We start from the raw sequence: 23739 nt of genomic DNA, 5'->3' as shown, positions 1-23739 counted from the left end.
GAAATATAAAGGAAGAATAGTGTTTTTTAATTTTGGATACAATAGTCTAATTATGCAAATAACCACTTGTTAAGGTTATTAGTAAAAGTGGGATCCAAGAATGACTAAATAGGGAATCTAATAGATGGATATGGAAAAATTTAATTCAATATAATAAAAAACCTTTATTTAAGGCAATTAGACTTGCTTTAAATAAAGGTTCCATCAAAAAATCACTATCAATTGTTAGTTTAAAACCAAATTGAAGTGTATATATTTTATTGGGAAATCGCTTTATAGACATCAAGCAAACCATTACCAAAAAAACTTTTATTAGTAGGGGTATCATTGCTAACTCCATTTTTATAAAGATATCTCACGGCCTTATCTGGATTTTTTTTAAAATTATTTTTATCAATAATTAATGCTAAAGCACCTGACACTTTTGGAGCGGCAAGTGAAACCCCTATAGAGAGAGCATAGCCACCACCAGGGGCGGTAGTTAATATTAGTTCTTTTAACATTAACTTATTTTTTACCCACTGTTCTAAACCATATTGCTGAAATAATCTATTATCTCCTCCAGGTGCAGCAATATCTATAAAACTTTCACCATAATTTGAAAATAAGGAGAGTAATTTAGATGGACCAACAGATGAAACTGTTACTATATTTGGCAACTCAGCAGGAACATCTAATACTTCTCCAGTAAATGTTACCCCAGTATTTTCATTTTTTTTTCTAAAAAAATCATTCATTTCCTGCTTGTTAGTAACATCAAGAGCATCATTACCAGCCGCAGCAACTATAATACTTCCCTTTGATTTAGCATATTTAATGGCTTTTCTATAAGCTTTAATTTCGGATAATTCCTCACTAGATTCACCGTCTGAAGAAGATACTATACCATTGATGAGGTATTCGCCTAAACTTAAATTGATAACATCAACATTATCTTTCGCAGCTTCAACTATGGCTTTAATAACCCAAATAGCCTCACCTGCTCCATTACCAAACACTCTATACATTTTAATTCCAATACCAGGAGCAACCCCTTTCATAAAACCATTAGCTGCAACCTGTCCAGCAGTAAAAGTTCCATGTCCTCTTAGATCTATTAGGCGATTTAATTCACCTGTTTCTTGAGATTCTTGCTCTCTAAATCCACCTTTAGGTACTAAATTTTTAGATCCAGGTGAAATGTTATCTTTTAAATCAGGATGATTTATATCAATGCCTGAATCAATGATACCAACAGTTACATTTTTAGTTCCTGGATATAGTCTATAGCTATCACCATTATGGGTTACTTGTTGCATATCCCATTGATTCTCCCATATTTCATTTAAGGGTAGGGGGGAAGAGAGATTGGTTGCTACTTCTCTTGAATTAAACGATTGTAATGACTTATTATATGAATCTATATTAGGATCCGAATGAACAATATTCATTGCTTTTTCGGTAGCTTTCACTTGTATAACACCAATCTCTGGGACACTATAGACTACTTGCATATCATATTTTTGAAACTTACTAGCTAGTTTTTGGTTATTTTCATAATTCTTCAACATTATAGTATAATATTGTGATTTATTTTCAGCATGAACTGTAGTAATAGGTATGAAAGTTCCGGAAATCAAGTTAATTAACAGAAGGAATTTAATTATTTTTTTCATAAAATCACCTCTTGATATATTATGTATAATCCTTAGTTTACTAAATCGTTAATGAAAAGAGATGTTAAGAGAATTAGTGATTTGAAAAATTTATTCACTTTGATATCGATAAAATGTATTTTAGGAATAAGTTCATTAGAGAAGAGAATTAAATAAAAGGGAATGAGTAATTAAATATATAAAGTATTTAATTACTCATTCCTATGATTTCAAATTTAAATTATAAATCTTTTTTTGCATATACTTTCAGAGATATTATCATTGATATAAAACCAATAATAATTGAGATGAAACAAGGCATCCATGTTAGGACAGTTGGTGAGAATGGAAAAATACTTTTGAAATCAATATCACTTGATTGTAGTCCCCTTATAAGAGTAGGAGCAACAAAAGGTATTAAAAAAGCAGTTAAAAGTGATATGATTTTGGTTTTGTCATAACCAAATTTAAACTGAACAGGAAGTAGTACACCAAATAAAATACTTAGAGTTAAAAAAGTTATTCCAAGAGCGCTAGCGCTCAAGCTTTCTATACCCGATGGTGCGACAACTGAAATGATTATACGGATAATAGCTGCACAAATAAAAATTACAAAAAGAAAAAGGTACTTCGCTTTTACAAATGCGCTTCGTGTGTATGGGGTAGCACAAAGTAAAGCCGCTCCCTTGTACTGATCCTCAAATTTGGATACCGTTCCGAACAAAATATATTCCATCAAAATAACGGTTAAAAGAAAGCTAACAAGACCGCCATCGTTTAATTGTAATTGTGAAGAAAGATAAATAGGAGCTATAGCAGCAAAAACGAGTAAGATTAGAAAATATTTTTTGACTAACAAAAAGTCTTTCATCACTAGGTTAATTAACATGGATGTTCCCCCCAATATATGAAAGCATAATCTCCTCAATAGTTGGTCTTTCTATTAATACATCAGGCATGAGTCGACGTACATCATCTTTTTTATTAGTAATCCCTTCAAATCCATAGTGAGTTTGATGTAAATTTAAAAAAAGAGGTCTTGTTTGTTTATTAATTAAGCGGTTGTCGCCCTTTACCAATGCATGTGTGTCTATTAAAACATCTTTTTCATCATTTACTAAAACTTTTCCATCATCAATTAAAATAATCATATCAGCAATTTTATCTAAATCAGATGTAATATGAGTGGAAAAAAATACGCTTTTCCCCGGCTCTTTCATGAAATCAAGGAGAATATCCATTAATTCACTCCGTACTAATGGATCCAAGCCACTTGTTGGTTCATCCATTATTAATAGATCTGCATGATGGGATAGGGCTAATGCAACTGCAAATTTCATTCGCATTCCTTTGGATAGAGTAGAGATTTTTTGTTCTAGATTTAAGTTAAACTTTTTAATATAATTTTGGAAAACTGTTTCATCCCATTCAGTGTAGGATGGAGCAATAACATTTTTCATTTCCTTTACTGTTAATTCATCATAAAAATAGCCCTCGTCTAGCACAATACCAATTTTGTTTTTAGACTTTCTTTCATGCTTATCCATATCTTTTCCTAGAAAATTAATTTTCCCAGAATCTTTTAAAATAAGACCCAAAATCGCTTTAATTGTAGTGGTCTTTCCAGAACCATTTGTACCGATAAATCCTGTTATACAGTCTGTATTAAGTGAAAAGGTAACATCTTTTAACGAAAAATTTCCGTAAGATTTATTTAAATTATTTACTTCTAACACAACATTCATTTTTCATTCTCCTCCTCTAAAATTAAATCTAAAATTGAATGGAGATCATCTGCATGAATACCTATACTACGAGCCATTTGACAAACTTCAGTAAGTTTAACTTCTACCATCCGGCGTTTGGACTCCATTAACAACTCTAAATTTGTAGGAGCTACATAGGTCCCTTTTCCAACCTTTGTAATAATAAAGCCTTCTGTTTCTAATTCTGCATAAACTCTTTTTGTAGTAAGTACACTTACATGTAAGTCGTTAGCAAGTGAGCGGATTGATGGTAATTGTTCACCCTCTTTTAATTCATTGTTAAATATGGATTCCTTAATTTGCTCCTTTATCTGTTGATATAAAGGCAGACTTGATACATTACTTAAGACTATTTTCATTAAACAACCTCTCTATCGATAAGTGTTATGTTATGTAATGCACACCATACACACCATACACAGTTAACATTATAAATTATAAAAAGCAGTTTAACAAGATATACTGCGATTAAATAACTTTTCATAAATAAAATTTTTAGTATCAGTTAATAAAGATATTTGTTATTTTAAATAAACCAAAAAGAAAGTTTTGTAAATATATGTCACAAAATATTAAAGAAACACACACAAAATGTTTGAAATTTTTTGATTGTTTTTAGAAAACATAGGGAGTTATACTTTAGTCGCACCACACAATACAGAAAAGGGGGTAGGTCAAATGGAAACACCAGTAGTACAACCAAGGGATTGGACTTGTTGGAGTTGCTTAGTATGTGCAGCATGTTCTGTGGAATTATTAAATTTAGTTACTGCGGCAACAGGGGCTAGTACTGCAAGCTAATATCCTTTCAGAAGTTTTTTGGTTAAAAGCACTAAGAGAATGAGCACTTTTGGTCAAATTAACTTTCTAGGAGAAAAATAAATAATCAAAAAGGAGATGTTCTAAATGGAAACACCAGTAGTACAACCAAGGGATTGGACTTGTTGGAGTTGCTTAGTATGTGCAGCATGTTCTGTGGAATTATTAAATTTAGTTACTGCGGCAACAGGGGCTAGTACTGCAAGCTAATATCCTTTTAGAAGTTTTTTGGTTAAAGGCACTAAGAGAATGAGCACTTTTGGTCAAATGAATTTTCTAGAAGAAAAATAAATAACCAAAAAGGAGATGTTCTAAATGGAAACACCAGTAGTACAACCAAGGGATTGGACTTGTTGGAGTTGCTTAGTATGTGCAGCATGTTCTGTAGAGTTATTAAATCTAGTTACTGCGGCAACCGGAGCTAGTACTGCAAGTTAAAATTTTAAAATGTGAGAGTGTTTATGGTGAAATTAAATTAGGACTTATTCTAATGACAAACAGTTATGTTAAGAATAAGTCCTATAAATTTATCGAAAACGAGTATGGGATTTTTGTAATACATAAACTAAAAACAAATTTAAATTTTATAGGAGATGATTAAAGTGAATGGCTATTTATTTTGGAAAGAAAAGCTAGAAATAAGAAAATTTACATCAAATTATGAATCTATGTTGGTAGTTCATAAAAACCCAAACGAAAGCGCTCCCACACTCAAAAACGAAAATACATTTACGATAAATAAAACCGCCACTGAAATTATTGAGTTAATTGATGGTACTAAAACATATGGACAAGTTGTATCTTTCTTGTCTTTAAAATACAGTGAAGATCCAATAAGTATTGAAAAGAAATTAAATGCATTTTTAAATAATGTATCCAAAGTTTACAATATGAACATTGGTACGCAAGAAGAACCTATAAATGTACCAGTTAATTTAATTGAAGAACAGACTATATATCCAAAAGTGGCTTCAATTGAAATCACAAACAGATGTAATGTAAGATGTCGTCATTGCTATGGAGATTTTGGAGCAGTAAAGCCAAAAGTAATGAGCTTAGATCAAATAAAATCCTTATTAGATGACTTAAATAATATAGGAGTGAAATTAATTGAACTTACGGGCGGTGATATAACAGTACATCCAAATCTAAAAGAGATATTGTTATATGCACTTAACTTGGATTTTTCTCAAATAACACTGTTGACCAATGGTATAGCTCTTTCTGATAAAGTTATGGACATAATAATAAAAAATAAGTCGAAAACATTTGTGCAAATTGATATGCATAGCTTAGATGATAATTATTTGACTTGGTTCTTTAAAGTTCCTAATACACTTCATAAAATTAAAAATAACATAATGAAATTAGCCGAAAATGATGTTCGTTTGCGGATCGCCACAATAGTTACACATTTGAATGTGCACGAGGTAGAAGATATAGCTGAATGGGTACATAATTTAGGGATTGATAGTATTGGGGTATCTCCAGTAATACCCATGGGAAGAGCCTTAGGATGTAGTGATCTTTATTTAAATGAAGAGGATGTTAAAACATATGGTGAAGCATTGTTGAAAATAAATAAAAAATATCCTAAATTTGTTTCATTATATGAAGGTGCGCGCGCTGAGATTAGGAATTGTGGTGCAATAACATCACATATTGTGATTGCGCCTGATGGTGAAATTAAAATGTGTACTATGCATAGTTTAGATGATTTGAAAAACAGAATAGGTAATGTTTTTGAACAGAATATTAAAGATATTTATGATGAAAAATTCAAATACATTAATGCATTTTTTAACTTACAAGCACCTCAAATGGACTCTGAGGAATGTAAAGAGTGTGAAAATAAACGTTTTTGTAGTACATGCTTCTTAAGAAGCTTTATAAAAGTACAAGAAATTGGCGATAAATGTAAATGGTTTAAAAATCATGTCCCTGAAATAATTAAGGAGCCATTAATGGTAGGGCAAAATTAGTATGATTGGATGAGATGAATATTGTTAAGTTTCTGAGGATAAACCAATATAATTCCATAGATAATGCGTCGGGATAAGGTCTCAAGATATCTATGGAATTATATAAACCTCATTATATTGATTCGTAAATTAATATAATAAATAGACAAAGGAGGAGAAAGAGGGTGAATAAGAAGATAAATAAACAAGATGAAATTCAAATTTCTTATAAAGAGTTATTATTTTTATATCCGTATTTGAAAAATACAAAAACTTTGTTAGCTTTTGGTTTAATTGGGATGGTTATAGCTTCTTTGATTATCGCACCGATACCATATATTATTGGCTACATTATTGATAAAGTTATACTATTAAACAAAAGCTACGATCAATTATTAAAAACAACTCTTATACTCTTATTAATTTATTGTATTAACTATTTAATATCGATAGGTTATGAGTATTTATTTACTCGTGTACAACAAAATGTAGTTAATGAAATTCGATTATCTATGATAAGTAATATTATAGATGCGCCTCTTTCTTATATTAATCAGAAGGAGAAAGGTTACATTCTTAGCAGAATTGCTGAATCTGGTAATGTAAGTGCATTATTTTCTCCAAATTTATTAAGGGTTTTTTCAGGTATATTCGATTTTTTCTTTGCTTTATTTATAATGTTTAATTTAAGTGTTAAACTTACAGGTATCATAGTAATTATTATCCCAATATATTTTATAATATCCAAACATTCTTCTAAAATGATATCAAAAAGTACCACAAACGTATACGAGTCATCGGCAGTATTAAACGCAGAAATGTATGAAACCTTAAATGGAATAGAGGATATAAAATTATTAAACGGTAAAAATATACAAACCAATAAGATTAAGAGTAAATTAAATAATGTAATTAAAAGTGCGCTAAAACAAAGTTTACATTTTATTTTCTTTATGCAAAATTTAATAGTAACAAATAACTTTGTTACAGTAATAGTATTACTGGTATCAGGTATTTTAATTTTACAAAACCAGCTTACTATAGGGGTGTATACTTCATTTTCAATTTATATGGCTAAACTCCTTGCGACTACCCAAGCTTTAGGCAGCTTAGATATAACTCTAAAACCCGTGTGTATTAGTATTAAGAGAATTAAGGAGTTCTTCAATTTAGATGTTGAAAATACACTAGGTACAAATATAATGAAAGAACCAATTAATTCAATAGAATTTAAAGATGTTTGTTTTAAATATAATGGAAATAGTGATTTGATATTTGATCATTTAAACGTGCAAATTGAAAAGGGTGACAAGTTATTAATTGATGGTATAAATGGATCAGGAAAATCTACCTTTATAAAATTATTAACAGGTTTATATCAACCTGAAAGTGGAAAGATATTGATAAATAATATTGACTATAACTTAATACATAAAGAAAGTGTTAGAGATAGAATAGGTATAGTTTCACAAAATATATTTTTGTTTAAAGGAACTATATTAGATAATATATTATATGGACAAACAAATAAAACGAAAGAAGATGTAGTTAAGTTAATGAAAAGGTATCATTTAACATCACATCTCAACAGATTTGAGAATGGATTAGATACTATAATTGTACAAGATGGTTCCAGTGTTTCAGGAGGTCAAGCACAATTTATAGCCTTTTTAAGGGCTATCCTCACAAAAAGGGATATAATAATATTAGATGAAGCAGCATCTAATTTACATATTGATACAAGAAATCTTATGTATGAGATACTTCAAAATTACAATCTTTGTAATATATTAATTATGATTTCACATCAGCAAGATGGCTTGTATTTTCTCAATAAAACATTAGAACTTACACATGGTAATAAAAGAATTGCTTTAAATGGTAGTATGCTTTAATCATCATGCTTTCATAGAAGGGAGCATCCTAATTATGTCAAAAATGAAACTTATTAATTTTGATACATATAGAAATTCAATAGTTTTATTTGAGAACACTGGCGAGATTATATCAGTGTCAGCTCATTTTCAATTTTTTGAAGGAAGTGAAAGCTATATTCAAGGTTTTATTGATAATGAAGAAGTTATTCACTTTAAATCTAATAATCCTGGTCCAACTATTTCTATATATCGATTTACGCCTAAGAATATTACCAAATTAATTATAGCAAGTGAAAATAGAACACATGGAATGGTCACATTGTATACTTCAGAAATATAGCTAACATCTAAATTTTTTAATAGTTAATACGATGAAGTCTTGGATTAAGATCGCTTGTATAACATTATTTGTTTTTAAATAGCAGCTATATAATCAAAAAAAAGGAATCCTTTATTATAAGGTATTCCTTTTTTTGATTATAATATTAAATTTATTATAGGGCTTCTTTACCCATCGGCATTTAACTAAAGCGAAATTGTAAACCTAAAATAACATTATCCTTTACTATAATTCTACAGAAAGAAAAGTGTATTTTTTACAAAATGTATGTGATGTCACCAATAATTAAAAAGTTACTCAATAAAAAAGCTAACTGCCGCATTTAAACATATTGAAAGTAACTAATTTAGTTATATATCAATCAACCACGTCCAGCTTGGAAAGATGGATAAAGCGACATACCACCATCAGCAAACAGTGTAATACCTGTTACATAGCTCGCTTGTGAAGAAGCAAGCCATGCTGCTACCGCTGCAATTTCTTTCGGTTCTCCGATATATCCCATAGGAACCATACTTTCAACATCGGCACGTTTTTCTGGATCCGCAAATTTTTCAGCATTAATCGGCGTATTCATAGCACCAGGCCCAATATTATTTACACGAATTCCTTTTGGTGCATATTCTAGTGCTAATGTTTCTGTCATTAGCTTAACGCCACCTTTACTTGCTGCATAGTGTACAAATAATGGCCATGGAATTTGCTCGTGAACGCTTGACATATTAATAACACTACCTTTAATATCATGCTCAACAAAATATTTAATTGCTTCCCGGCTCCCTAAGAAAGCCCCTGTTAAATTCGTAGCAATTACCTTATTCCAATCACTTAATGGCATTTCATATGAAGGTACTGAATTTTCAATACCCGCATTATTAATCATGACATCCAGTGTACCAAATTCTTTCACAGCAGATTTAACGAGATTGATAACATCTGATTCAACTGTTACATCTCCTTTTACCGCAATCGCTTCTCCACCTGCTTGTTTAACTACTTGTACTACCTCATTTGCTTCTGATTCGTTTGAATAGTAATTAATTACAACTTTGGCTTGTTCTTCTCCAAAACGAATTGCCATCGCTCTTCCTAATCCTGTGGATGCACCCGTAATAACAACAACTTTCCCTTTTAAATCTGTATACATAATTTTTTCCTCCTTTTTATCCTTTAGCAATTCCTAACATAATGCCAGCTGCAATAATGAAGATAATTCCAATGACAATCGCAATAAATTGTCGTTTTGTTTTCTTTTCACCTAATATAAAAATTCCACCTAAAGTTGAGATCACGATCCCCATTTGGGAAAGGGAAAAGCTTGTTGCCACCCCTACACGCGGCTGGGAAATAAATAAAAACATATTTCCTGCTGCCCAAATTAAACCAGGAATAATATTGCGAATCGCATATTTATTAAATGGTTGATGCTTAAAGGTTAGTAGAATTCCACCTAACACCATACCAATGGCTTGTGGTAATAACGCTGACCATCCGTCTATACCGAATAGGCGGATAATTACCACATATACTAAGTAACCAAGAGTTGAAATTAATAACATCACAATCCCTTTTTTGAAATTTCCTTTTTGTTCATCGTTTTTCTCCTCTTTGCTTTGGAGAGATGTGAGAACGATTCCGATTATGATACAAAGAAGTGCCAGAACACCTAATACAACAGATGTTGTTGTTGACCATTCATGAAATACAATGACCCCAAATAAAGTAGTCGAAACTAATTGCATCCCTGTTGAAATAGGCATTGTTTTAGAAACCCCAATTAAATCAATACTTTTCAATTGATTGGCTTGTCCTAATGCCCAAAATAGGCCAGATATAATCCCGACAATTATCATCACGGGCGTCAAAACGGGTTTTATAAAAATATAAACACCGATAGAAAAAACTAGAGCGCCAAGGGTAGTTCCAAGTATTTGACTGTAAGGACCGCCTCCTAGTTTAACGTTGAAGAGTACAATACTTCCCCAAAATAATGCTGGTAAAATCGCTAATAAAATATCCATTTTTTCTAACCTTCCTAAAACATATTTATTAAGTTGAATGCTTGTACGAGATAGTATCTTTGTGTCGAGGGAATTATTTTAGAATAAGAGAAATTTTTCGTTTTTCTACCCGTAATATTTGTTTACCCAAAATAAAAGAAAAATAACATCATGTTGAAAAAGAAAATAACTAGCACGAAATAAAAAAAGTTATTAGAAAGAATATGACCAATACAATTTCAAGTTTTGAAAATAGGAATAATGGAGAAAAACTTGATGCAAAATTAAGCTATGTTATACAAAAACAAAGCATTATGTTTATACATGAGAAAAAGAAATAATATCGTAAAATCTTTAATTTCGTATATAAAATTAATAAGAATTATGATATGATGAAAGTAACAAAATACTTCTAAAACTATCTTGCAAAAGGACACACCTACGCATACATATGCGATAGGTGTGTCCTTTTTTATTTGTTTTTAAGATTTCAAGACTGAAAAGGGGGATGTATATTGTGTACCAGTAATATAGCATCTACTAATGTTTCTTTTGAAAAATTGAAAAGTCAGGAAGAGAATGAAAAAAACATAGTGTCAATATGCCCGAATTGTAAGAAACGCTCATTTAGAGCACTTTATAATGATTATCCAAAATGGATACAGTATTGCCTATGTTGTAATTATCGAGAAGTAAATACAATAGAGAGTCCGTTTGTTTATTAGATGTAGCTATTTACGTATTTTGATTAGGAGGAAGAATTTCCGATATGAAAATATGAATTAAGGCTATTTGTATAACATCATTTGTATTTCAAATGACAGCATATAGCAATTCGACGCAAACAAAAAATGATTCGAGACCTGCCCAAGCAGTACAAAACGGAATACAACAGCACGTAGAAGGGAAAGGTATTGTTGATATTCCAGGGGATTATAAGGGGAAATTAAAAGACTTAGAGACCGTTAAAGGGAAGGTATTACATATAAAAGACGGAGATACAATAGACGTAAACGTAAAGGGGCAGAAACAGATGGTAAGGTTACTGTTATTAGATACCCCTGAGTCTGTATCTCAAAAAATTCCACCACAAAAGATGGGAAAAGAACCATCTTCCTTTTTAAAGAAACAGCTAGAAGGGAAAAGTGTAACATTTGTTTATGATCGGGGACCAAAAGAAGACAAATACGGTAGAAAATTGGCTTATGTATTTTGCGATGGAATACACATCAACGAATTAATGGTCAAGTCGGGTTATGGGATTATAGCCTATATTTCTAGACCTAATACTACAATTCTATCTGAAATGAAAGAAGCAGAAAATGAAGCAAAAGAATCAAAGGTTGGCGTATGGAGCATTAAAGGCTTTGTAGATGAAAAGAACCAGCATTATAACCGTAAAGATGCAGCTTAACACCCTAACCCATTGCAATACAAATATTTGTGCAAAATGGAGGTTTTTTGAATGAATGAAAACAAAAGAAATATGCTCTTATCCTTTATCATTTCAATTTTATTTATTTTCGCGAGTCTATTGCCATTTAGTAATAATGAATATGTGTATGTTGTCTCCAAAATTGGTGCTGCAGCAGGTGTAATAAATATTGTGATGATGAGCGTTTTCTTGTATTTTCAAAGCAAAAAAACGGGACATTTATTAAATTGGTAATTAAAGCTAAATAGTTTTCCTTACTCATATCCTTTTAAGTTTGGTAAGGAAAGCCGAAAAGGAGTGTGAAAGGTGAGTCAAGTACCTGGATTTTTAAAGTTTGTTTTAGCGAAAGAAAGACGGTATGTATATTTAGTTGTAGGAGAAAAGAAAAACAAAAAAGTACATACACACATGGTATATAGATTTGGTTCGCTAGAAAAAGCATTCGAAACCATGTACGAAATGCGTGGTGATTTTGAAAATCTTTTCCCTCTAGAATTAAAAGAGAGGGGATACGACTGAGAAGATATCAATGATTGGATACTTTCTATTGAAACAGGGTACTCGAAACACGGAAATAAACTAGTCATATACTAGCAAATGTTTTGTATTTAAAAAAATAGGTGAGGTAAAAATAAGATGTTGATCATTCAAAAGTATCACATTGTAATTGCTTGGACGATAGCTACTAGTGCAATGTTAATTAGTTTGTTTTTTAGTGAATGGATGAAGCTGCCGCCATGTGATTTGTGCTGGTACTAAAGAATGGCCATGTATCCATTAGTATTAATATTGGGGATAGGGATATATATAGAAGATTCGCACGTAAGCACGTATGCATTTTCATTTGCGTGTATTGGTTTAATGTTATCTGTATATCAAATTACAATTCAAGCGTTTCCTAATAGTGAGATGCAGATTTGTTCAGTAGGAGTTTCTTGCACAAAAGATTACTTAAATTTATTCGGTTTCATCTCGATACCTATGCTATCTTTTGTTGGATTTTTAGCTATCATAATACTTCTATATATTAAACCTGAGAGAGACAAAAGATTAAACAATACAGTGATTATGAACAATATGTTCGAATAAACACAAAATACCTATAAATAGATAAAAAATAAAAAGAGTTAAAAAAGGAGAAATACAAAATGACAACAATGCAAGTAAGTAATGAAATGTACAAAATTCCAGAGGCGGATATAGAACTATTAAAAATCATGGCCCATCCAGTTAGATTACAAATTGTGAAAGAGCTAGAACGCCACAAAATTTGTAATGTAACACAGTTAACAGAGCTATTAGATGTGCCTCAATCTACCGTATCTCAGCATTTATCTAAAATGCGTGGGAAAATTCTTCGCTCAGAAAGAAGGGGATTAGAGATGTATTATCATATTGTGAATTTTAAGGCATGTCAGATTGTCGGAGTATTAGGTCTTTAATTTTAACTTGAAATAGGATGATAGTAAGAGTGTTGTTAAATATAGCTGCAAAAGCTGATGTACTGCAGAATAATAAATTCAGAAGCGTAAAGTCTAGTCTTCTAATAATGGAGGAGCTGACTGTGGTGAAAAATTGATATAGGAGTTACTAAAAAAGAGTGCAGTACATGTGCATTCTTTTTCTTTGTGCCATAGCTACAATAGATAAAGTATTTTGTTTTGCTATGCGAAAACGATATTTTTGACTTTTTAAGCAAAGAAAATATTTAGTTTACTGATTTGTATAGTTAGAATTAAAGTTTAGAATATTCTGTGTCAACATTATCAATTTACTATAGTTTCCAATTATGTAAAGATAGAATTGATTATAATTTTCCGTAAATATTAGATTGAAAACTATTATAAGGGGAATTTGAGTATTTATAGCTTGTTTATAAACGATGATTGGGGGATACAGACAATAGGGTGATCAAGTTCTGGTAGAATTTATTAAACGAAATGAGGTGACTTTAACTTGAGAGAAATTGCGAAAAAAGTACAAATGTTACGTTTACAGGAGGAGCATTCCGGGCGTAAGGCAGACGCAAAACAGTATTCTTCCAAGCGATGTAAAATAGAAAGAGAGGGTATTAATTTAGAAAAAAATAGAGTTAAAAAACGAACTCAAAAATTTCAAACGTCAGAAGAAAAATGGGACATAAAATGTAAAAAAGCAGTACAATTATTTAATCAAGGAGAGGAATATCCAACTATTGCAAAAAATCTGAGGTGCAATGTGAGTAGTTTGTATAGAGAACTTAAGAAACGGGGCACATTACAAACACCAAAGCAGGTAGCAGTATCTAAATCATTAAAATCACCTATAACATCAACACGAACAAAAAAAACAAATTTTGAGAGATATAAAGAATATTATATGTACAAATAGAAGAATTCATGGCTATAAATCTATACTTAATTCTTTAGTGTTAAAAAGCTCAGATTATAAAAGGTACAATGAAAAAATGCATGTTTAGCAGCAAATCTTCTTACAGTATTGATAGAGCATCTTTTTATTTTTTAGGATATTTTTAAATCTAACAAATATTGAAGGCTATTACCTGTTGCTCAGATCATAAAAATATTCATAAAACTAAATCCTTACTTATATTTGTTGAGTAGTCGGTTAAGAAGAGTTTTTTTGCAAATGTTAAAATAAGAATAATTTGTCTAAAGCAAAAGAATCCCCATGTCATAAAGGATTCTTTTAGAAGAGTTAGAGAGATGTTGTCACTTGACTCATATTGATTTTACGATAAAAAGAAAGAGTATTCAATTTTATTATATATTTCTCAATATATTTCTTTCATTTTAAATATAGTAGATTTTAAAAATGTTATAAGTGGGGTTCTTATAAAAAAATAAAAGCCCTCACAATGAAGTGAAGACCTTTATTCATTTAATATCCGTTAGTATGGCTATGAGTGTCTTGTGCGATTTTATGCTCGTTCAATTAAGACCTTAACCACCATGATTTCCGTGTGCATATTGAATAACATCAATAGCTTTATGTGTTTCTGTAGGGGATTGGGCACCAAACATTAAAGTAAAAATAGTAATTACACCAACTAAACCGAGAATTGTCTTTTTCATTTTAATGCCTCCTTCTCAATAACTTTTTTTCCTGCCTGAGAACATGAATAGAAATAATGACTTGCTTTAATATGGTTATGCTCTTTATAAAATGCAGTAGCAAGATATTCTTCGTATTCCTTAATGAATTCAAAAAGTTCTTGCTCTTTAAAATATGATACGCCTTTTAACACTGTCCTTTCAAATGCTTCGGCAGGAAAACCTCCATTCATTGCATCTAATATTTTAAAATGGTGAAGATACTCTATATTTTCAATCTCTTGACAAACGGAATATCCTTTTGCTATGAGATCTTTGGCAACGGAGTGATTTCCTTCCTTCATGTGTTCCCGTGCCTCAATAAAAAGTGCCTTATAATTGTTAGGCATTTTTTGATTTACTTCTGAAAGATATCTAATAGCTAATGGCGAAAGATTTTGAGTTGCATACATTAATCCTAAATTTTGACGCACCATTAAAATAAATTGCTCTTCGTTTATTTTTTTGAACATATCCATTGCTTTTGTGAAATATTCTTCAGCGAGCTCCCATTCCTTCAAATGAGTACAAACTAAGCCTATGAGATTATCACAAAATGCTACATTGATCTCATACCCAGCATGTTGAGCAAAGATTTCTCTTGCCTCTGATACTTTTTTATAAGATAAGAGTCCTTGATATATGTCATAATGGAAAGCTCCAACTTTATAATAAAATTCCGCTTTTTCCAATTCATCAGGAATGCAGTCTAAAAGTTTTTCTGCGCTTTCATAATTCTTTTTTGCAATTTGATATTCACCAATAGTAGAGGCATGAATCCCTTTGAAAAAGTGATAATAATAAGCTAAGAAATTATCTGTAGGCATATCAAAAGCCTCGACTTTGTCAAAGCTGTTTTTTGAAACGATTAAATTATCAATTACAAATTGATATCTAAAATCTAGTAGTGAGTAGTAGAGTAATAAATCTTGATCTTCTTCAATACTATGAATCTTAGAATCAATTATTTCTTTTAATTGATGTGCATTACCTATACGCCTTGAGCGGATTTCAAGATACCAATCGTTTAATAGCTTTGTAAATTCATTATTCCCCTTAGCTGAAACCATCATTATATATTCCCCCATCCCATAAAAATCTACTAATGTTATATATTACCATCATAGCAAAGTATCCAGTTCGTTTAATTGTATTATACTTATTTTTCAATAAAATTCAGAAAAATAAGTTAATTATGATAGTCCAATTATATTTGATTCATAGTTCTCTCATTAACAATTCACGCAAACGTGATGTGATTGAATAAATATGAAAGCGAAACGGATTTTTGAGGGTACTAGTGCAGATGGTATATGGAATAAGGCCTATTCAAGGTAAAAGAATGTATCTATTCTTATAGGGGGAGCACCACATCACCATAAAGTTCAAATTTTATAAGGACCCAAAACGAAAAATTAGAGTCTTTTATAGCTATGAAGTTCATTTTTATCGTTTTGGGGCCACCTATTCCGTTAGGTTGATGGGTATGGGATACCGCCACATCGCTATCAAGCTTTAAATCAAAATAGCTCCTAAAATGAAAAAATACACTATTCATTTTGTAAAATCATAGGGAAAGATGGCGTTTTGTATGTGTCTATCAACTTGAGATGAATTTCACTTCTTCGTTGGATCCCTACATATTCTTCAAACATTTGCAAATGAGTTAGGATTTGTAAAACTTAAAAATAATTATGGTGCACAAGAATTGACTGCTTTATTTAATTTGGATTAGTTAATATGTGCATTATATACATTTTAAAAAGTATAATTTTTTCTGAGACTCACTTGTAACTTTCATCAATTCTGTTTTATGAAATAATCTTGAGAAAATATTTATTTAAATAAAAAATTAACATTTTTTCAATTTACTGTAATTATAATTAAAGGTATTCTGTTAGTGTTATACAGATGTATCTGTCGAACTATTCCATGTATGAATCTAGTCTGGCTATCAACAGAATATTCCACATACCATTGAAAAAGGGGGAAGTTTATGCAAAGGGTTTTTAAATTCCTGTTTATGTCCGTTTTTTCGGTAATTTGTGTTTTGTATGTTCAAACAAACGCTTTTGCCGCACCAGCATACGAAGGAGTTGTCAAAATGAAGCAGCCTTCAGGCGAAACTTTTGAGGGCACGTTACATGGAGATGAATGGTTCCACTGGGTAAGTACAAAGGATGGCGACGTACTTTTACAAGATCAGAAGGGATATTGGAATTATGCTGAGCTTACATCAGATGAACTGAAATCAACGGGTACAAAATATAAAATTGATAAGAAGCCATCAATGGCGGTAAATGAGGGCAATTTGAATAAGTGGATAAAAAAATATAACCCTCAAGCAAAGAAAAAACAGGAGCACATGAATAAATTACAAAAAGAATCACTAAAAAATATTGATGGAACTGTCACTCCAGTTTTAGGGACCAAAAAAATACTTGTTTTGTTAATTGGGTTTACAGATGTTGATATTGCATATAACGATAACGACTGGAGTAACAAATTCTTTTCTACAAATCAAAAGTCAGTTAAGAATTACTATAATGAGGTAAGTAACGGAAAAGTACAGATAACTTCAGCTCCTGAAACATATGGTACTCAAAATGATGGAGTGGTTAAAGTAAAATTAGATTACGCTCATCCGAGTACATCGGGAAAAAGTATGGGTACGGTTATAACAGATGCACTGGCTAAAGCTGATTCTCAAGTGAATTTTGCTAGTCTTGATACTAATAATGATCAAGTCGTTGACTCTAAAGATGGCTTCTACATTGTAAGCTTTCTTGCTGGTAATGAACAGGCTGCTCCTGGTGCTCCACTTCCTTATATTTGGGCACATCAGTCGTATGCTCCAAATACAAATCACGATGGTGTTACGGTATCAGGTATGTATACGGCACAGGGTGAAAAACAATATGGTCATATGGCAACGATTGGTATCCCTGCTCACGAGTTAGGTCATTCCTTTGGCTTGCCAGATCTATATGGTGATAATAATCGTGTGGGTAGCCTAAGTATAATGGGTAATGGATCTTGGAATAGTCTTCAAGGAGAAGATTATGGAGCTACACCCGGTCATATGGATGCTTGGTCAAAAGTAAAATTAGGATTTGTAACACCAAATGTAGTAAATACCACTAATAACTTTACTCTAAATGCGATCCCAAATAACTATAATGTGTTAAAGATTCCTTTAAAGGATAATACGTATTTTTTAGTTGAGAATCGTGCAAAGGTCGGGTATGATGCGAGCTTACCAACAAATTCTGGTGGTATTGCGGTTTGGCATATTGATGAATCTATGAATAATAATTCCAGCGATCCTCATCCTTTCATTGATATAGAGCAATCAGTCAGTGAATACCAAGACCCGTTCTATTATACGAATCAAAATCATGCTGCTACCTTTGGTCCAGACACTAATCCGAATAGTAATACCTACACAGGAGAAAAATCAGGAGTAACGATTACAACGACAAGTACAAGTAATTCTGCCATGAATGTAGCAGTCACAACAAAAGAAGCTAGTTTAATTCCGCAAACAAACTGGACACTAAAATATGTAGATAGCTATAATTGGTACAATTTAGGAACGTATGCCTTTGATGGAAACAAAGACACATTTTGGCATACAAACTGGAGCCCCGTAGCTCCAATGCCGCACGAGATTCAAATTGATTTAGGTGCAATCTATAACCTCTCCAAATTTAGCTATCTCCCAAGGCAAGATGGTCAAATCAACGGAACGATTAAGGACTATGAGTTTTACGTTAGTAGTGATGGAGTGAATTGGGGAACAGCTGTATCCATAGGTGTTTTTGCCAATAATACTAATTTGAAAGAAGTCAGCTTTGCAAACAAGACAGGTCGTTATATTAAACTACGTGCATTAAGCGAGGTAAACAATAATCCATGGGCAAGTGCAGCTGAAATCAATGTATTTGGAGTGACTCAATAATATATTTTTGAGGATATCTATTTAAATTATTGATACGCCATTTCAGGAGATTATCATCTGCTGAGAGTTCATTCAGCCTTTGATAACCTCCTTGTTTTTCTAATGTGGATTAGCACCAAATGCCCATCAAGCCAATGTTTTGAGGCACCTTCAAAACAAAAATTCTATCTCTTGACATTTATTTATGTTAATTCAGCGCGTTTTTTAGAGATTAATAGAAGAACTTTTAAAAATTTTGCACTTTCTTTATCAATTGTTCAAAAAGAATAGTCGTAACTGTCATAGACATAAGAAGATGCCCGTCTTTGATATTCTAGAGATTGTGTATAAAACGACGATGAAGCATAGACGAGCTGCTCAGTGAAAAAATTGTATTTTAATAGGCTTCTTTAGCATGCCTACTTTTTTATCACTTGCTAGTTTTTAAACAAGAGTCACTTCGTACCTAGTAAATTACTTGGCTAGCTTGATGGTAATGGGACCTCAATTAGGATTGTTTCTGATGAAAAAACAATTTGTTGAATAGATAGTTAAAGAAGGCTTATTTATTTCCCTTTAGAATAAATGGTTATATATAATCTAATTTCCTTAAATGTAAAAAGGAGGTAGTCAAATTCGAATGGGGAAATTTGGTTTATATTTACCTTTTTAGCTATTTTAGTAGCTGGTTATGTTGTTGTTCAATATTTCATTTTATATGGGCTTCAAACAGAACTTGTATCGAAGCTAATATATGTATCTAAATTAAGTGATTTTTGGTATATTATGTTATTTTTACATATTGCAACTAGTATATTAGCATTAGTAATTGGTCTGTTAACATTAACCACAAAATTTAGAGGGAAGAATATAAGCTGTCATCGGATGTTCGGGAGAATCTATATGATTGGTATAATATTAGGTGGCATTTCAGGATTGTACTTATCCTTTTACGCTATGGGCGGATTGATATCAAGTATTAAATAGAGTTAAAAATAAAAAAATTCAAGACCATCAGAATTGGATGATCAGAAATTATTCCTTAACCTTTGCAGCAGTTACATTGCGAATTTGGCTACCATTATTTGTATTTCTATTTAGATTAGAGAAGTTTGAACTTAGTTATGCTACTATAGTGGCAACTTATTGAAGTTTTAAGTTTATAATTAATAGACAGTTTTAGTTAAAGAAATTTAAAAGCGCTGTCTTTAAAGACAGCGCTTTTAAAAAAGGATGACAGTTAACAACTGAAGGTACCATTATATTACTATAATTAGGATTTTAATTCCATATTTTCATGTTGATAAATAATTTATTTGCAACGTATATTAAGCATCATTCAAAATCATGTATAGGTTATAATATGAATAAATATAGTGTAGCTAAAAAATTTTAAGACACCAATTCATTGGAACGGTAAAAACTGTTTTTGGAATAGGTGTCTTTTTTGTATTGAGCAGAATATATTTTCTCAACAGGAAAAATTGTAATTATCTATAAGTATTACTTATAAGGATAATAGGAAAATAGAAATTAATAATAAAGGAGAATGCGAAATGTTAGCAGTAATATCTAATAATGACCTAGCTAAAATACGCGAAGAAGATGTAGATGTAATAAGGGTAATGGCACATCCGGTTCGATTAAAAATTATAAGTGAGTTAATGCATTATAAAATGTGCAATGTTACACAGTTAACAGAAATATTAAAACTTCCACAATCCACTGTTTCACAACATTTAGCAAAGTTAAAAGGAATTGTAATCCGTGCAGAAAGAAAAGGATTAGAGATGCATTATTATATTGATAATAATAAAGCTCGTCAGATTGTAGAAATTTTAGGACTATAGGTAAATTATACGTAAAAGTTTCCTAGGTCTAAGATAAATCATGTACCATCTAATCGAATTATCGCAGAGGAGTTTGGAATTAACCGTACTGTTCCAGGTGCTACCCAATACATGCAAGATCTTATTTCTATCTTTAACCAAAAAGGATGGCATAAATCATTCTATGCATTCCGTGAAGACACATGGACAGGGATGAATTATGAATTGGGAACAGGAAAATTAAAATGGGATGAAGAGGGTAAACCGATGCGTCAAGATAATTCACTCTGGGATGTAATAAAAAAAGATCTACAAACGCATAAATAGTTTAGATTGTTAGGGTTAAGGACTAAATGTAAGCATCTAATTCAAATAGAATTAGATGCTTTTTATTTCAAAAAAATGTGGTCGTAATTGTTTAAACCTTTAAAGTGAAAAAAGTTTTATGAATTTTTTGTGAGATCCCAACCCTTAAATGTTGAAATTTATTTACTTATTTCTCCATTTGGATATATTTCTCCAATTGGATGGAAGTTTAGAATACAGAATCAAAACATAATAGGCTGTTATCGATGAGTTTATCGTAAAGTTGTTATTTAATGTGTCATCAAATAACATTTATATACAATAATACATAAAGAAAAGGAGATATATATAAAAAAATATAGAGTAATAGACACAACTTAAATAGTATGAATAGTTTAGATTGTAAAAACATGAAGAAGAAAACAAAAAATCCTTAAGAGTACTAAGGAAAAATGAGGGAGATAATATGGGAAATAATTCAAAACATAAAACTAGAAAAATACTTGCAGCTACTGCTACAGTAACTATGCTTGCGACTGGAATGATTTCTTCATCAGATGTCTTTGCAGAGGAAACGCAGCAGCAAAAAAATTTATCGACATCACTGCAAAGTGAAAAATCAGTTAAATCAGAAAATAGAACATTTACAGTCCCAGGAAAAGGGGATGTTGAGGTACTGAAACAACAGGAAAGAAAAAGTATGGCATTTAGTCCATATGAACCAACTGGTTTATATGCAAAGCCAAATGAACAAATAACGATTAATGTAGAAGGTAATCAAGATATACAGGTATATATTGGAACGTATTCGTATGATGCTTCTTGGAGAGAAGATTCTAAGATAAAATCATTTACATTAAAACCTGGTGTAAACACAATCCAATCTCCAAATGGGGGGCTGATTTATTTTTATAATAAACAGCAAGGAGGTAGCATTCGAACAACAATTACAACAGGTGGAACGACTACGCCTTTCTTTGAACTAGGAAAGCATACGAAACAAGATTTAATAAACATGCTGGACCAATATCCTAATGCACATGCAGTGGAGTTAAAAGGCGAACGTGTATTAATTACGGCCAGCCCTGCACGTGTTAAGAAATATTTGTTGGGTTCTAATACAGATCCTGTACAACTCTTAAAAAAGATGGATGAAGCTACTCGAATTCAAGACAAAGTAGCTGGATTATCTGAAGAACAAGTAGATAAACATTATGTTCATTACGTAGAAGAAAATCATTCTCCTGATTATTATATGTATGCAACTTCTTATCGAACAGCATATGTAGGAGATGCAATCCAATACGTGTTAGATATTAATAAATTTATAACAGATGGCTGGGGCCCTTGGCATGAGGCAGGACATTTGAGACAACAATCGCCCTGGAAGTTTTATAATATGACAGAAGTACAAAATAATATATACAGCCTTTCTGTAGAAAAAGCATTTAATCAACCATCCAACTTAGAGAAAAGTGGAATTTATCCAAAAGCATTTCAATATCTAGAACAAGTGAATAAAAATTATGATGAAATTAGCGATGTTTTTGTAAAGCTTGTTATGCTTTGGCAACTACAGTTAGCGTATGGAGAGGATTTCTATCCTAAATTACATCAATTGTATAGAGACATGCCTTCAAGTGAACTTCCACAAACTGATGAAAATAAAAAACAACTATTTATGATTTCAGCATCAAAAGTAGCCAAACAAAATTTAATTCCTTTCTTTGAGAAGTGGGGATTACGTCCAAATAACGATACCATTCAAAAAGTAGCTGCATTAGGATATCCGATTTTAACAGCAGAGATTTGGAAGGGTACGGATTCTAATCCAATTAAACCAGATATGCCTAATGTAAATAATATTTTAGAAGGAAACCAGTTTGCATGGTCACTAAAAGGAATTAGTGATTTCGAGTTTGCAAAAATCAATTTCAATAAATCAACAGAAGAAATGCAAATTGATTTAAAAGCAGGCGTACCACATCATTATTTTAATGAAACATATGCGAGTATTAAAGTACAAAATGCATCAGGTAAAGTAATGTACAATAAAGACATTTATGGGAACAAACAACAAAATGCTGAATCACAAAAAGTTTCAGTCAAAGTAGGAGATTATATTGAGCTGACACATTTAGAAGGTGTGCATAGAGCTACTCTCACAAATGTAGATAATAGTAAACAAGAGAGCTTTGGAAAAAAAGCCATGTACGAAGTTACAAAGGAAGGTCTGAAGAAAGTAAATCAAATTGTTAATCCGAAACCGGACACAGAAGCTCCAACACAGCCACAAGGATTATATGCAAGCAACCTTACTTCTAACAGTGTAGAGCTAAAATGGAATCCTTCTACAGATAATGTAGGTGTAAAAGAATATCAGGTATTACGCGATGGACAATTGATTCAAACGGTACAAGGAACGACGTTTACTGATCAAAACTTAACAGTTAATAAGGAATACAAATATGCAGTGAAGGCTGTAGATGCAGCTGGAAATACATCAATCCAAAGTGAAATTCTTCTTGTAAAAACCAAAGATCAAAATGTATCTTATGAAAAATGGGATCCAAAGAAGGCATATACAAAGGGCGATAAAGTAGAACATCAAGGGACAGTGTATGAAGCTGTTCAAAATCATCAAGGAAATGGTGACCCGAATTGGATATTTGCACTATCGTTATGGAAAGCAATTACAATCAATTAATATGTAAGAATCAGATGTAAAGATAGAACAACA

The 23739-nt window shown here is 31.5% G+C and carries 22 protein-coding genes and 5 pseudogenes; 19 read left to right on the top strand and 8 right to left on the bottom strand.

The annotated features are described in order from the left end of the window. Positions 1-257: 257 nt before the first annotated feature. The 4 genes from D1166_RS24255 to D1166_RS24240 all read right to left on the bottom strand — a co-directional run bounded on the left by D1166_RS24255 (position 258) and on the right by D1166_RS24240 (position 3759). Entirely contained in the window at positions 258-1655 is a 1398-nt protein-coding gene (locus D1166_RS24255) for a S8 family peptidase (protein ID WP_098316244.1), read from the bottom strand. Positions 1656-1875: 220 nt separating this feature from the next. Beyond that, complete coding sequence (locus D1166_RS24250; protein WP_000906771.1) at positions 1876-2523, bottom strand: ABC-2 transporter permease; 648 nt, start codon at positions 2521-2523, stop codon at positions 1876-1878. After that, entirely contained in the window at positions 2513-3379 is an 867-nt protein-coding gene (locus D1166_RS24245) for an ABC transporter ATP-binding protein (protein ID WP_001103609.1), read from the bottom strand. Before D1166_RS24245 ends, D1166_RS24250 begins: the two co-directional genes overlap by 11 nt. Then, a complete protein-coding gene (locus D1166_RS24240) occupies positions 3376-3759 on the bottom strand; it encodes a GntR family transcriptional regulator (RefSeq protein ID WP_000706800.1) in 384 nt (127 codons plus the stop codon). The genes D1166_RS24245 and D1166_RS24240 overlap by 4 nt, the downstream gene beginning before the upstream one ends. Positions 3760-4078: 319 nt before the next feature. Between D1166_RS24240 and tucA (D1166_RS31930) the strand changes: the two genes are divergently transcribed. The 6 genes from tucA (D1166_RS31930) (at position 4079) to D1166_RS24225 (ending at position 8397) form a co-directional block, all read left to right on the top strand. Beyond that, a complete protein-coding gene (gene tucA, locus D1166_RS31930) occupies positions 4079-4201 on the top strand; it encodes a subclass IId bacteriocin thuricin17 (RefSeq protein ID WP_000449799.1) in 123 nt (40 codons plus the stop codon). Positions 4202-4306: 105 nt separating this feature from the next. After that, a complete protein-coding gene (tucA, locus tag D1166_RS31925) occupies positions 4307-4429 on the top strand; it encodes a subclass IId bacteriocin thuricin17 (RefSeq protein ID WP_000449799.1) in 123 nt (40 codons plus the stop codon). Between the two features lie 105 nt (positions 4430-4534). Continuing rightward, the gene (gene tucA, locus D1166_RS31920) at positions 4535-4657 is read left to right on the top strand and encodes a subclass IId bacteriocin thuricin17 (protein WP_000449799.1); all 123 of its coding nucleotides are present in this window, start codon (positions 4535-4537) and stop codon (positions 4655-4657) included. Positions 4658-4812: 155 nt separating this feature from the next. Further along, positions 4813-6201, top strand: a complete 1389-nt coding sequence (locus D1166_RS24235; RefSeq protein WP_097856717.1) for a PqqD family peptide modification chaperone — start codon at positions 4813-4815, stop codon at positions 6199-6201. Between the two features lie 164 nt (positions 6202-6365). Beyond that, entirely contained in the window at positions 6366-8075 is a 1710-nt protein-coding gene (locus tag D1166_RS24230; protein ID WP_086412018.1) for an ABC transporter ATP-binding protein, read from the top strand. Positions 8076-8109: 34 nt separating this feature from the next. Continuing rightward, complete coding sequence (locus D1166_RS24225; RefSeq protein WP_097856718.1) at positions 8110-8397, top strand: hypothetical protein; 288 nt, start codon at positions 8110-8112, stop codon at positions 8395-8397. Between the two features lie 361 nt (positions 8398-8758). On the opposite strand, the gene gdh is transcribed toward D1166_RS24225, so the two are convergent. Together gdh and D1166_RS24215 are read right to left on the bottom strand one after the other, a co-directional pair. Next, positions 8759-9544, bottom strand: a complete 786-nt coding sequence (gene gdh, locus D1166_RS24220) for a glucose 1-dehydrogenase (protein WP_000287799.1) — start codon at positions 9542-9544, stop codon at positions 8759-8761. Positions 9545-9560: 16 nt separating this feature from the next. After that, positions 9561-10418: a RhaT/GlcU family sugar-proton symporter gene (locus D1166_RS24215; RefSeq protein WP_000353532.1), complete on the bottom strand. Its 858-nt coding sequence runs from the start codon at positions 10416-10418 to the stop codon at positions 9561-9563. Between the two features lie 494 nt (positions 10419-10912). On the opposite strand from D1166_RS24215, the gene D1166_RS32195 reads away from it, so the two are divergent. From D1166_RS32195 to D1166_RS24175, 7 genes and pseudogenes are all read left to right on the top strand, one after another. Next, complete coding sequence (locus tag D1166_RS32195) at positions 10913-11122, top strand: hypothetical protein (RefSeq protein ID WP_000337626.1); 210 nt, start codon at positions 10913-10915, stop codon at positions 11120-11122. A 92-nt stretch (positions 11123-11214) separates the two neighbouring features. Then, positions 11215-11811, top strand: coding sequence for a thermonuclease family protein (locus D1166_RS24200; RefSeq protein ID WP_098213553.1), 597 nt, complete (start codon positions 11215-11217; stop codon positions 11809-11811). Positions 11812-11862: 51 nt separating this feature from the next. Next, positions 11863-12066, top strand: coding sequence for a hypothetical protein (locus tag D1166_RS24195; protein WP_098213555.1), 204 nt, complete (start codon positions 11863-11865; stop codon positions 12064-12066). 72 nt (positions 12067-12138) lie between these two features. Further along, positions 12139-12426: pseudogene (locus D1166_RS24190) on the top strand (hypothetical protein). Positions 12427-12468: 42 nt separating this feature from the next. Beyond that, positions 12469-12921: pseudogene (locus tag D1166_RS24185) on the top strand (disulfide bond formation protein B). Between the two features lie 59 nt (positions 12922-12980). Next, positions 12981-13274: an ArsR/SmtB family transcription factor gene (locus tag D1166_RS24180; protein ID WP_000210392.1), complete on the top strand. Its 294-nt coding sequence runs from the start codon at positions 12981-12983 to the stop codon at positions 13272-13274. Positions 13275-13788: 514 nt separating this feature from the next. Beyond that, positions 13789-14202, top strand: a complete 414-nt coding sequence (locus D1166_RS24175) for a hypothetical protein (protein ID WP_097862032.1) — start codon at positions 13789-13791, stop codon at positions 14200-14202. A 572-nt stretch (positions 14203-14774) separates the two neighbouring features. On the opposite strand, the gene D1166_RS24170 is transcribed toward D1166_RS24175, so the two are convergent. Together D1166_RS24170 and D1166_RS24165 are read right to left on the bottom strand one after the other, a co-directional pair. Then, a complete protein-coding gene (locus tag D1166_RS24170; protein ID WP_000751016.1) occupies positions 14775-14906 on the bottom strand; it encodes a hypothetical protein in 132 nt (43 codons plus the stop codon). Beyond that, positions 14903-15997: a response regulator aspartate phosphatase gene (locus D1166_RS24165; RefSeq protein ID WP_176520624.1), complete on the bottom strand. Its 1095-nt coding sequence runs from the start codon at positions 15995-15997 to the stop codon at positions 14903-14905. The genes D1166_RS24170 and D1166_RS24165 overlap by 4 nt, the downstream gene beginning before the upstream one ends. A 196-nt stretch (positions 15998-16193) precedes the next feature. Here D1166_RS24165 and D1166_RS32405 point away from each other — a divergent pair. The 6 genes and pseudogenes from D1166_RS32405 to D1166_RS24140 all read left to right on the top strand — a co-directional run. Then, positions 16194-16282, top strand: a pseudogene (locus tag D1166_RS32405) (helix-turn-helix domain-containing protein); the annotation flags it as partial. 638 nt (positions 16283-16920) lie between these two features. Next, positions 16921-18885 carry a M6 family metalloprotease domain-containing protein gene (locus D1166_RS24160; protein WP_098213560.1) on the top strand — a complete coding sequence of 655 codons (1965 nt, stop codon included), beginning with the start codon at positions 16921-16923 and terminating at the stop codon, positions 18883-18885. A 765-nt stretch (positions 18886-19650) separates the two neighbouring features. Further along, a pseudogene (locus tag D1166_RS24155) lies at positions 19651-19999 on the top strand (DUF2306 domain-containing protein); the annotation flags it as partial. Positions 20000-20420: 421 nt separating this feature from the next. Beyond that, positions 20421-20714, top strand: coding sequence for an ArsR/SmtB family transcription factor (locus D1166_RS24150; protein WP_000881643.1), 294 nt, complete (start codon positions 20421-20423; stop codon positions 20712-20714). Between the two features lie 27 nt (positions 20715-20741). Beyond that, a pseudogene (locus D1166_RS24145) lies at positions 20742-21020 on the top strand (glycoside hydrolase family 5 protein); the annotation flags it as partial. Positions 21021-21465: 445 nt separating this feature from the next. Then, positions 21466-23706 (top strand): M60 family metallopeptidase, encoded by a 2241-nt coding sequence (locus tag D1166_RS24140; RefSeq protein WP_097879759.1) that lies wholly within the window; start codon positions 21466-21468, stop codon positions 23704-23706. Positions 23707-23739: the final 33 nt, after the last annotated feature.

Source organism: Bacillus sp. ISO11 (genome assembly GCF_003458115.1).
In the GTDB taxonomy this organism is placed as follows: domain Bacteria; phylum Bacillota; class Bacilli; order Bacillales; family Bacillaceae_G; genus Bacillus_A; species Bacillus_A cereus.
Note: the sequence above shows the minus strand (reverse complement) of the source record. Positions and strands in the feature narration are given on the sequence as shown.

Excerpts from the sequence above, each read along its gene's own strand:
- D1166_RS24255 (WP_098316244.1), bottom strand. The coding sequence starts at position 1,655 with ATGAAAAAAATAATTAAATTCCTTCTGTTAATTAACTTGATTTCCGGA.
- D1166_RS24250 (WP_000906771.1), bottom strand. The coding sequence starts at position 2,523 with ATGTTAATTAACCTAGTGATGAAAGACTTTTTGTTAGTCAAAAAATAT.
- D1166_RS24245 (WP_001103609.1), bottom strand. The coding sequence starts at position 3,379 with ATGAATGTTGTGTTAGAAGTAAATAATTTAAATAAATCTTACGGAAAT.
- D1166_RS24240 (WP_000706800.1), bottom strand. The coding sequence starts at position 3,759 with ATGAAAATAGTCTTAAGTAATGTATCAAGTCTGCCTTTATATCAACAG.
- tucA (WP_000449799.1), top strand. The coding sequence starts at position 4,079 with ATGGAAACACCAGTAGTACAACCAAGGGATTGGACTTGTTGGAGTTGC.
- tucA (WP_000449799.1), top strand. The coding sequence starts at position 4,307 with ATGGAAACACCAGTAGTACAACCAAGGGATTGGACTTGTTGGAGTTGC.
- tucA (WP_000449799.1), top strand. The coding sequence starts at position 4,535 with ATGGAAACACCAGTAGTACAACCAAGGGATTGGACTTGTTGGAGTTGC.
- D1166_RS24235 (WP_097856717.1), top strand. The coding sequence starts at position 4,813 with ATGATTAAAGTGAATGGCTATTTATTTTGGAAAGAAAAGCTAGAAATA.
- D1166_RS24225 (WP_097856718.1), top strand. The coding sequence starts at position 8,110 with ATGTCAAAAATGAAACTTATTAATTTTGATACATATAGAAATTCAATA.
- gdh (WP_000287799.1), bottom strand. The coding sequence starts at position 9,544 with ATGTATACAGATTTAAAAGGGAAAGTTGTTGTTATTACGGGTGCATCC.
- D1166_RS24215 (WP_000353532.1), bottom strand. The coding sequence starts at position 10,418 with ATGGATATTTTATTAGCGATTTTACCAGCATTATTTTGGGGAAGTATT.
- D1166_RS24200 (WP_098213553.1), top strand. The coding sequence starts at position 11,215 with ATGACAGCATATAGCAATTCGACGCAAACAAAAAATGATTCGAGACCT.
- D1166_RS24195 (WP_098213555.1), top strand. The coding sequence starts at position 11,863 with ATGAATGAAAACAAAAGAAATATGCTCTTATCCTTTATCATTTCAATT.
- D1166_RS24180 (WP_000210392.1), top strand. The coding sequence starts at position 12,981 with ATGACAACAATGCAAGTAAGTAATGAAATGTACAAAATTCCAGAGGCG.
- D1166_RS24170 (WP_000751016.1), bottom strand. The coding sequence starts at position 14,906 with ATGAAAAAGACAATTCTCGGTTTAGTTGGTGTAATTACTATTTTTACT.
- D1166_RS24165 (WP_176520624.1), bottom strand. The coding sequence starts at position 15,997 with ATGATGGTTTCAGCTAAGGGGAATAATGAATTTACAAAGCTATTAAAC.
- D1166_RS24160 (WP_098213560.1), top strand. The coding sequence starts at position 16,921 with ATGCAAAGGGTTTTTAAATTCCTGTTTATGTCCGTTTTTTCGGTAATT.
- D1166_RS24150 (WP_000881643.1), top strand. The coding sequence starts at position 20,421 with ATGTTAGCAGTAATATCTAATAATGACCTAGCTAAAATACGCGAAGAA.
- D1166_RS24140 (WP_097879759.1), top strand. The coding sequence starts at position 21,466 with ATGGGAAATAATTCAAAACATAAAACTAGAAAAATACTTGCAGCTACT.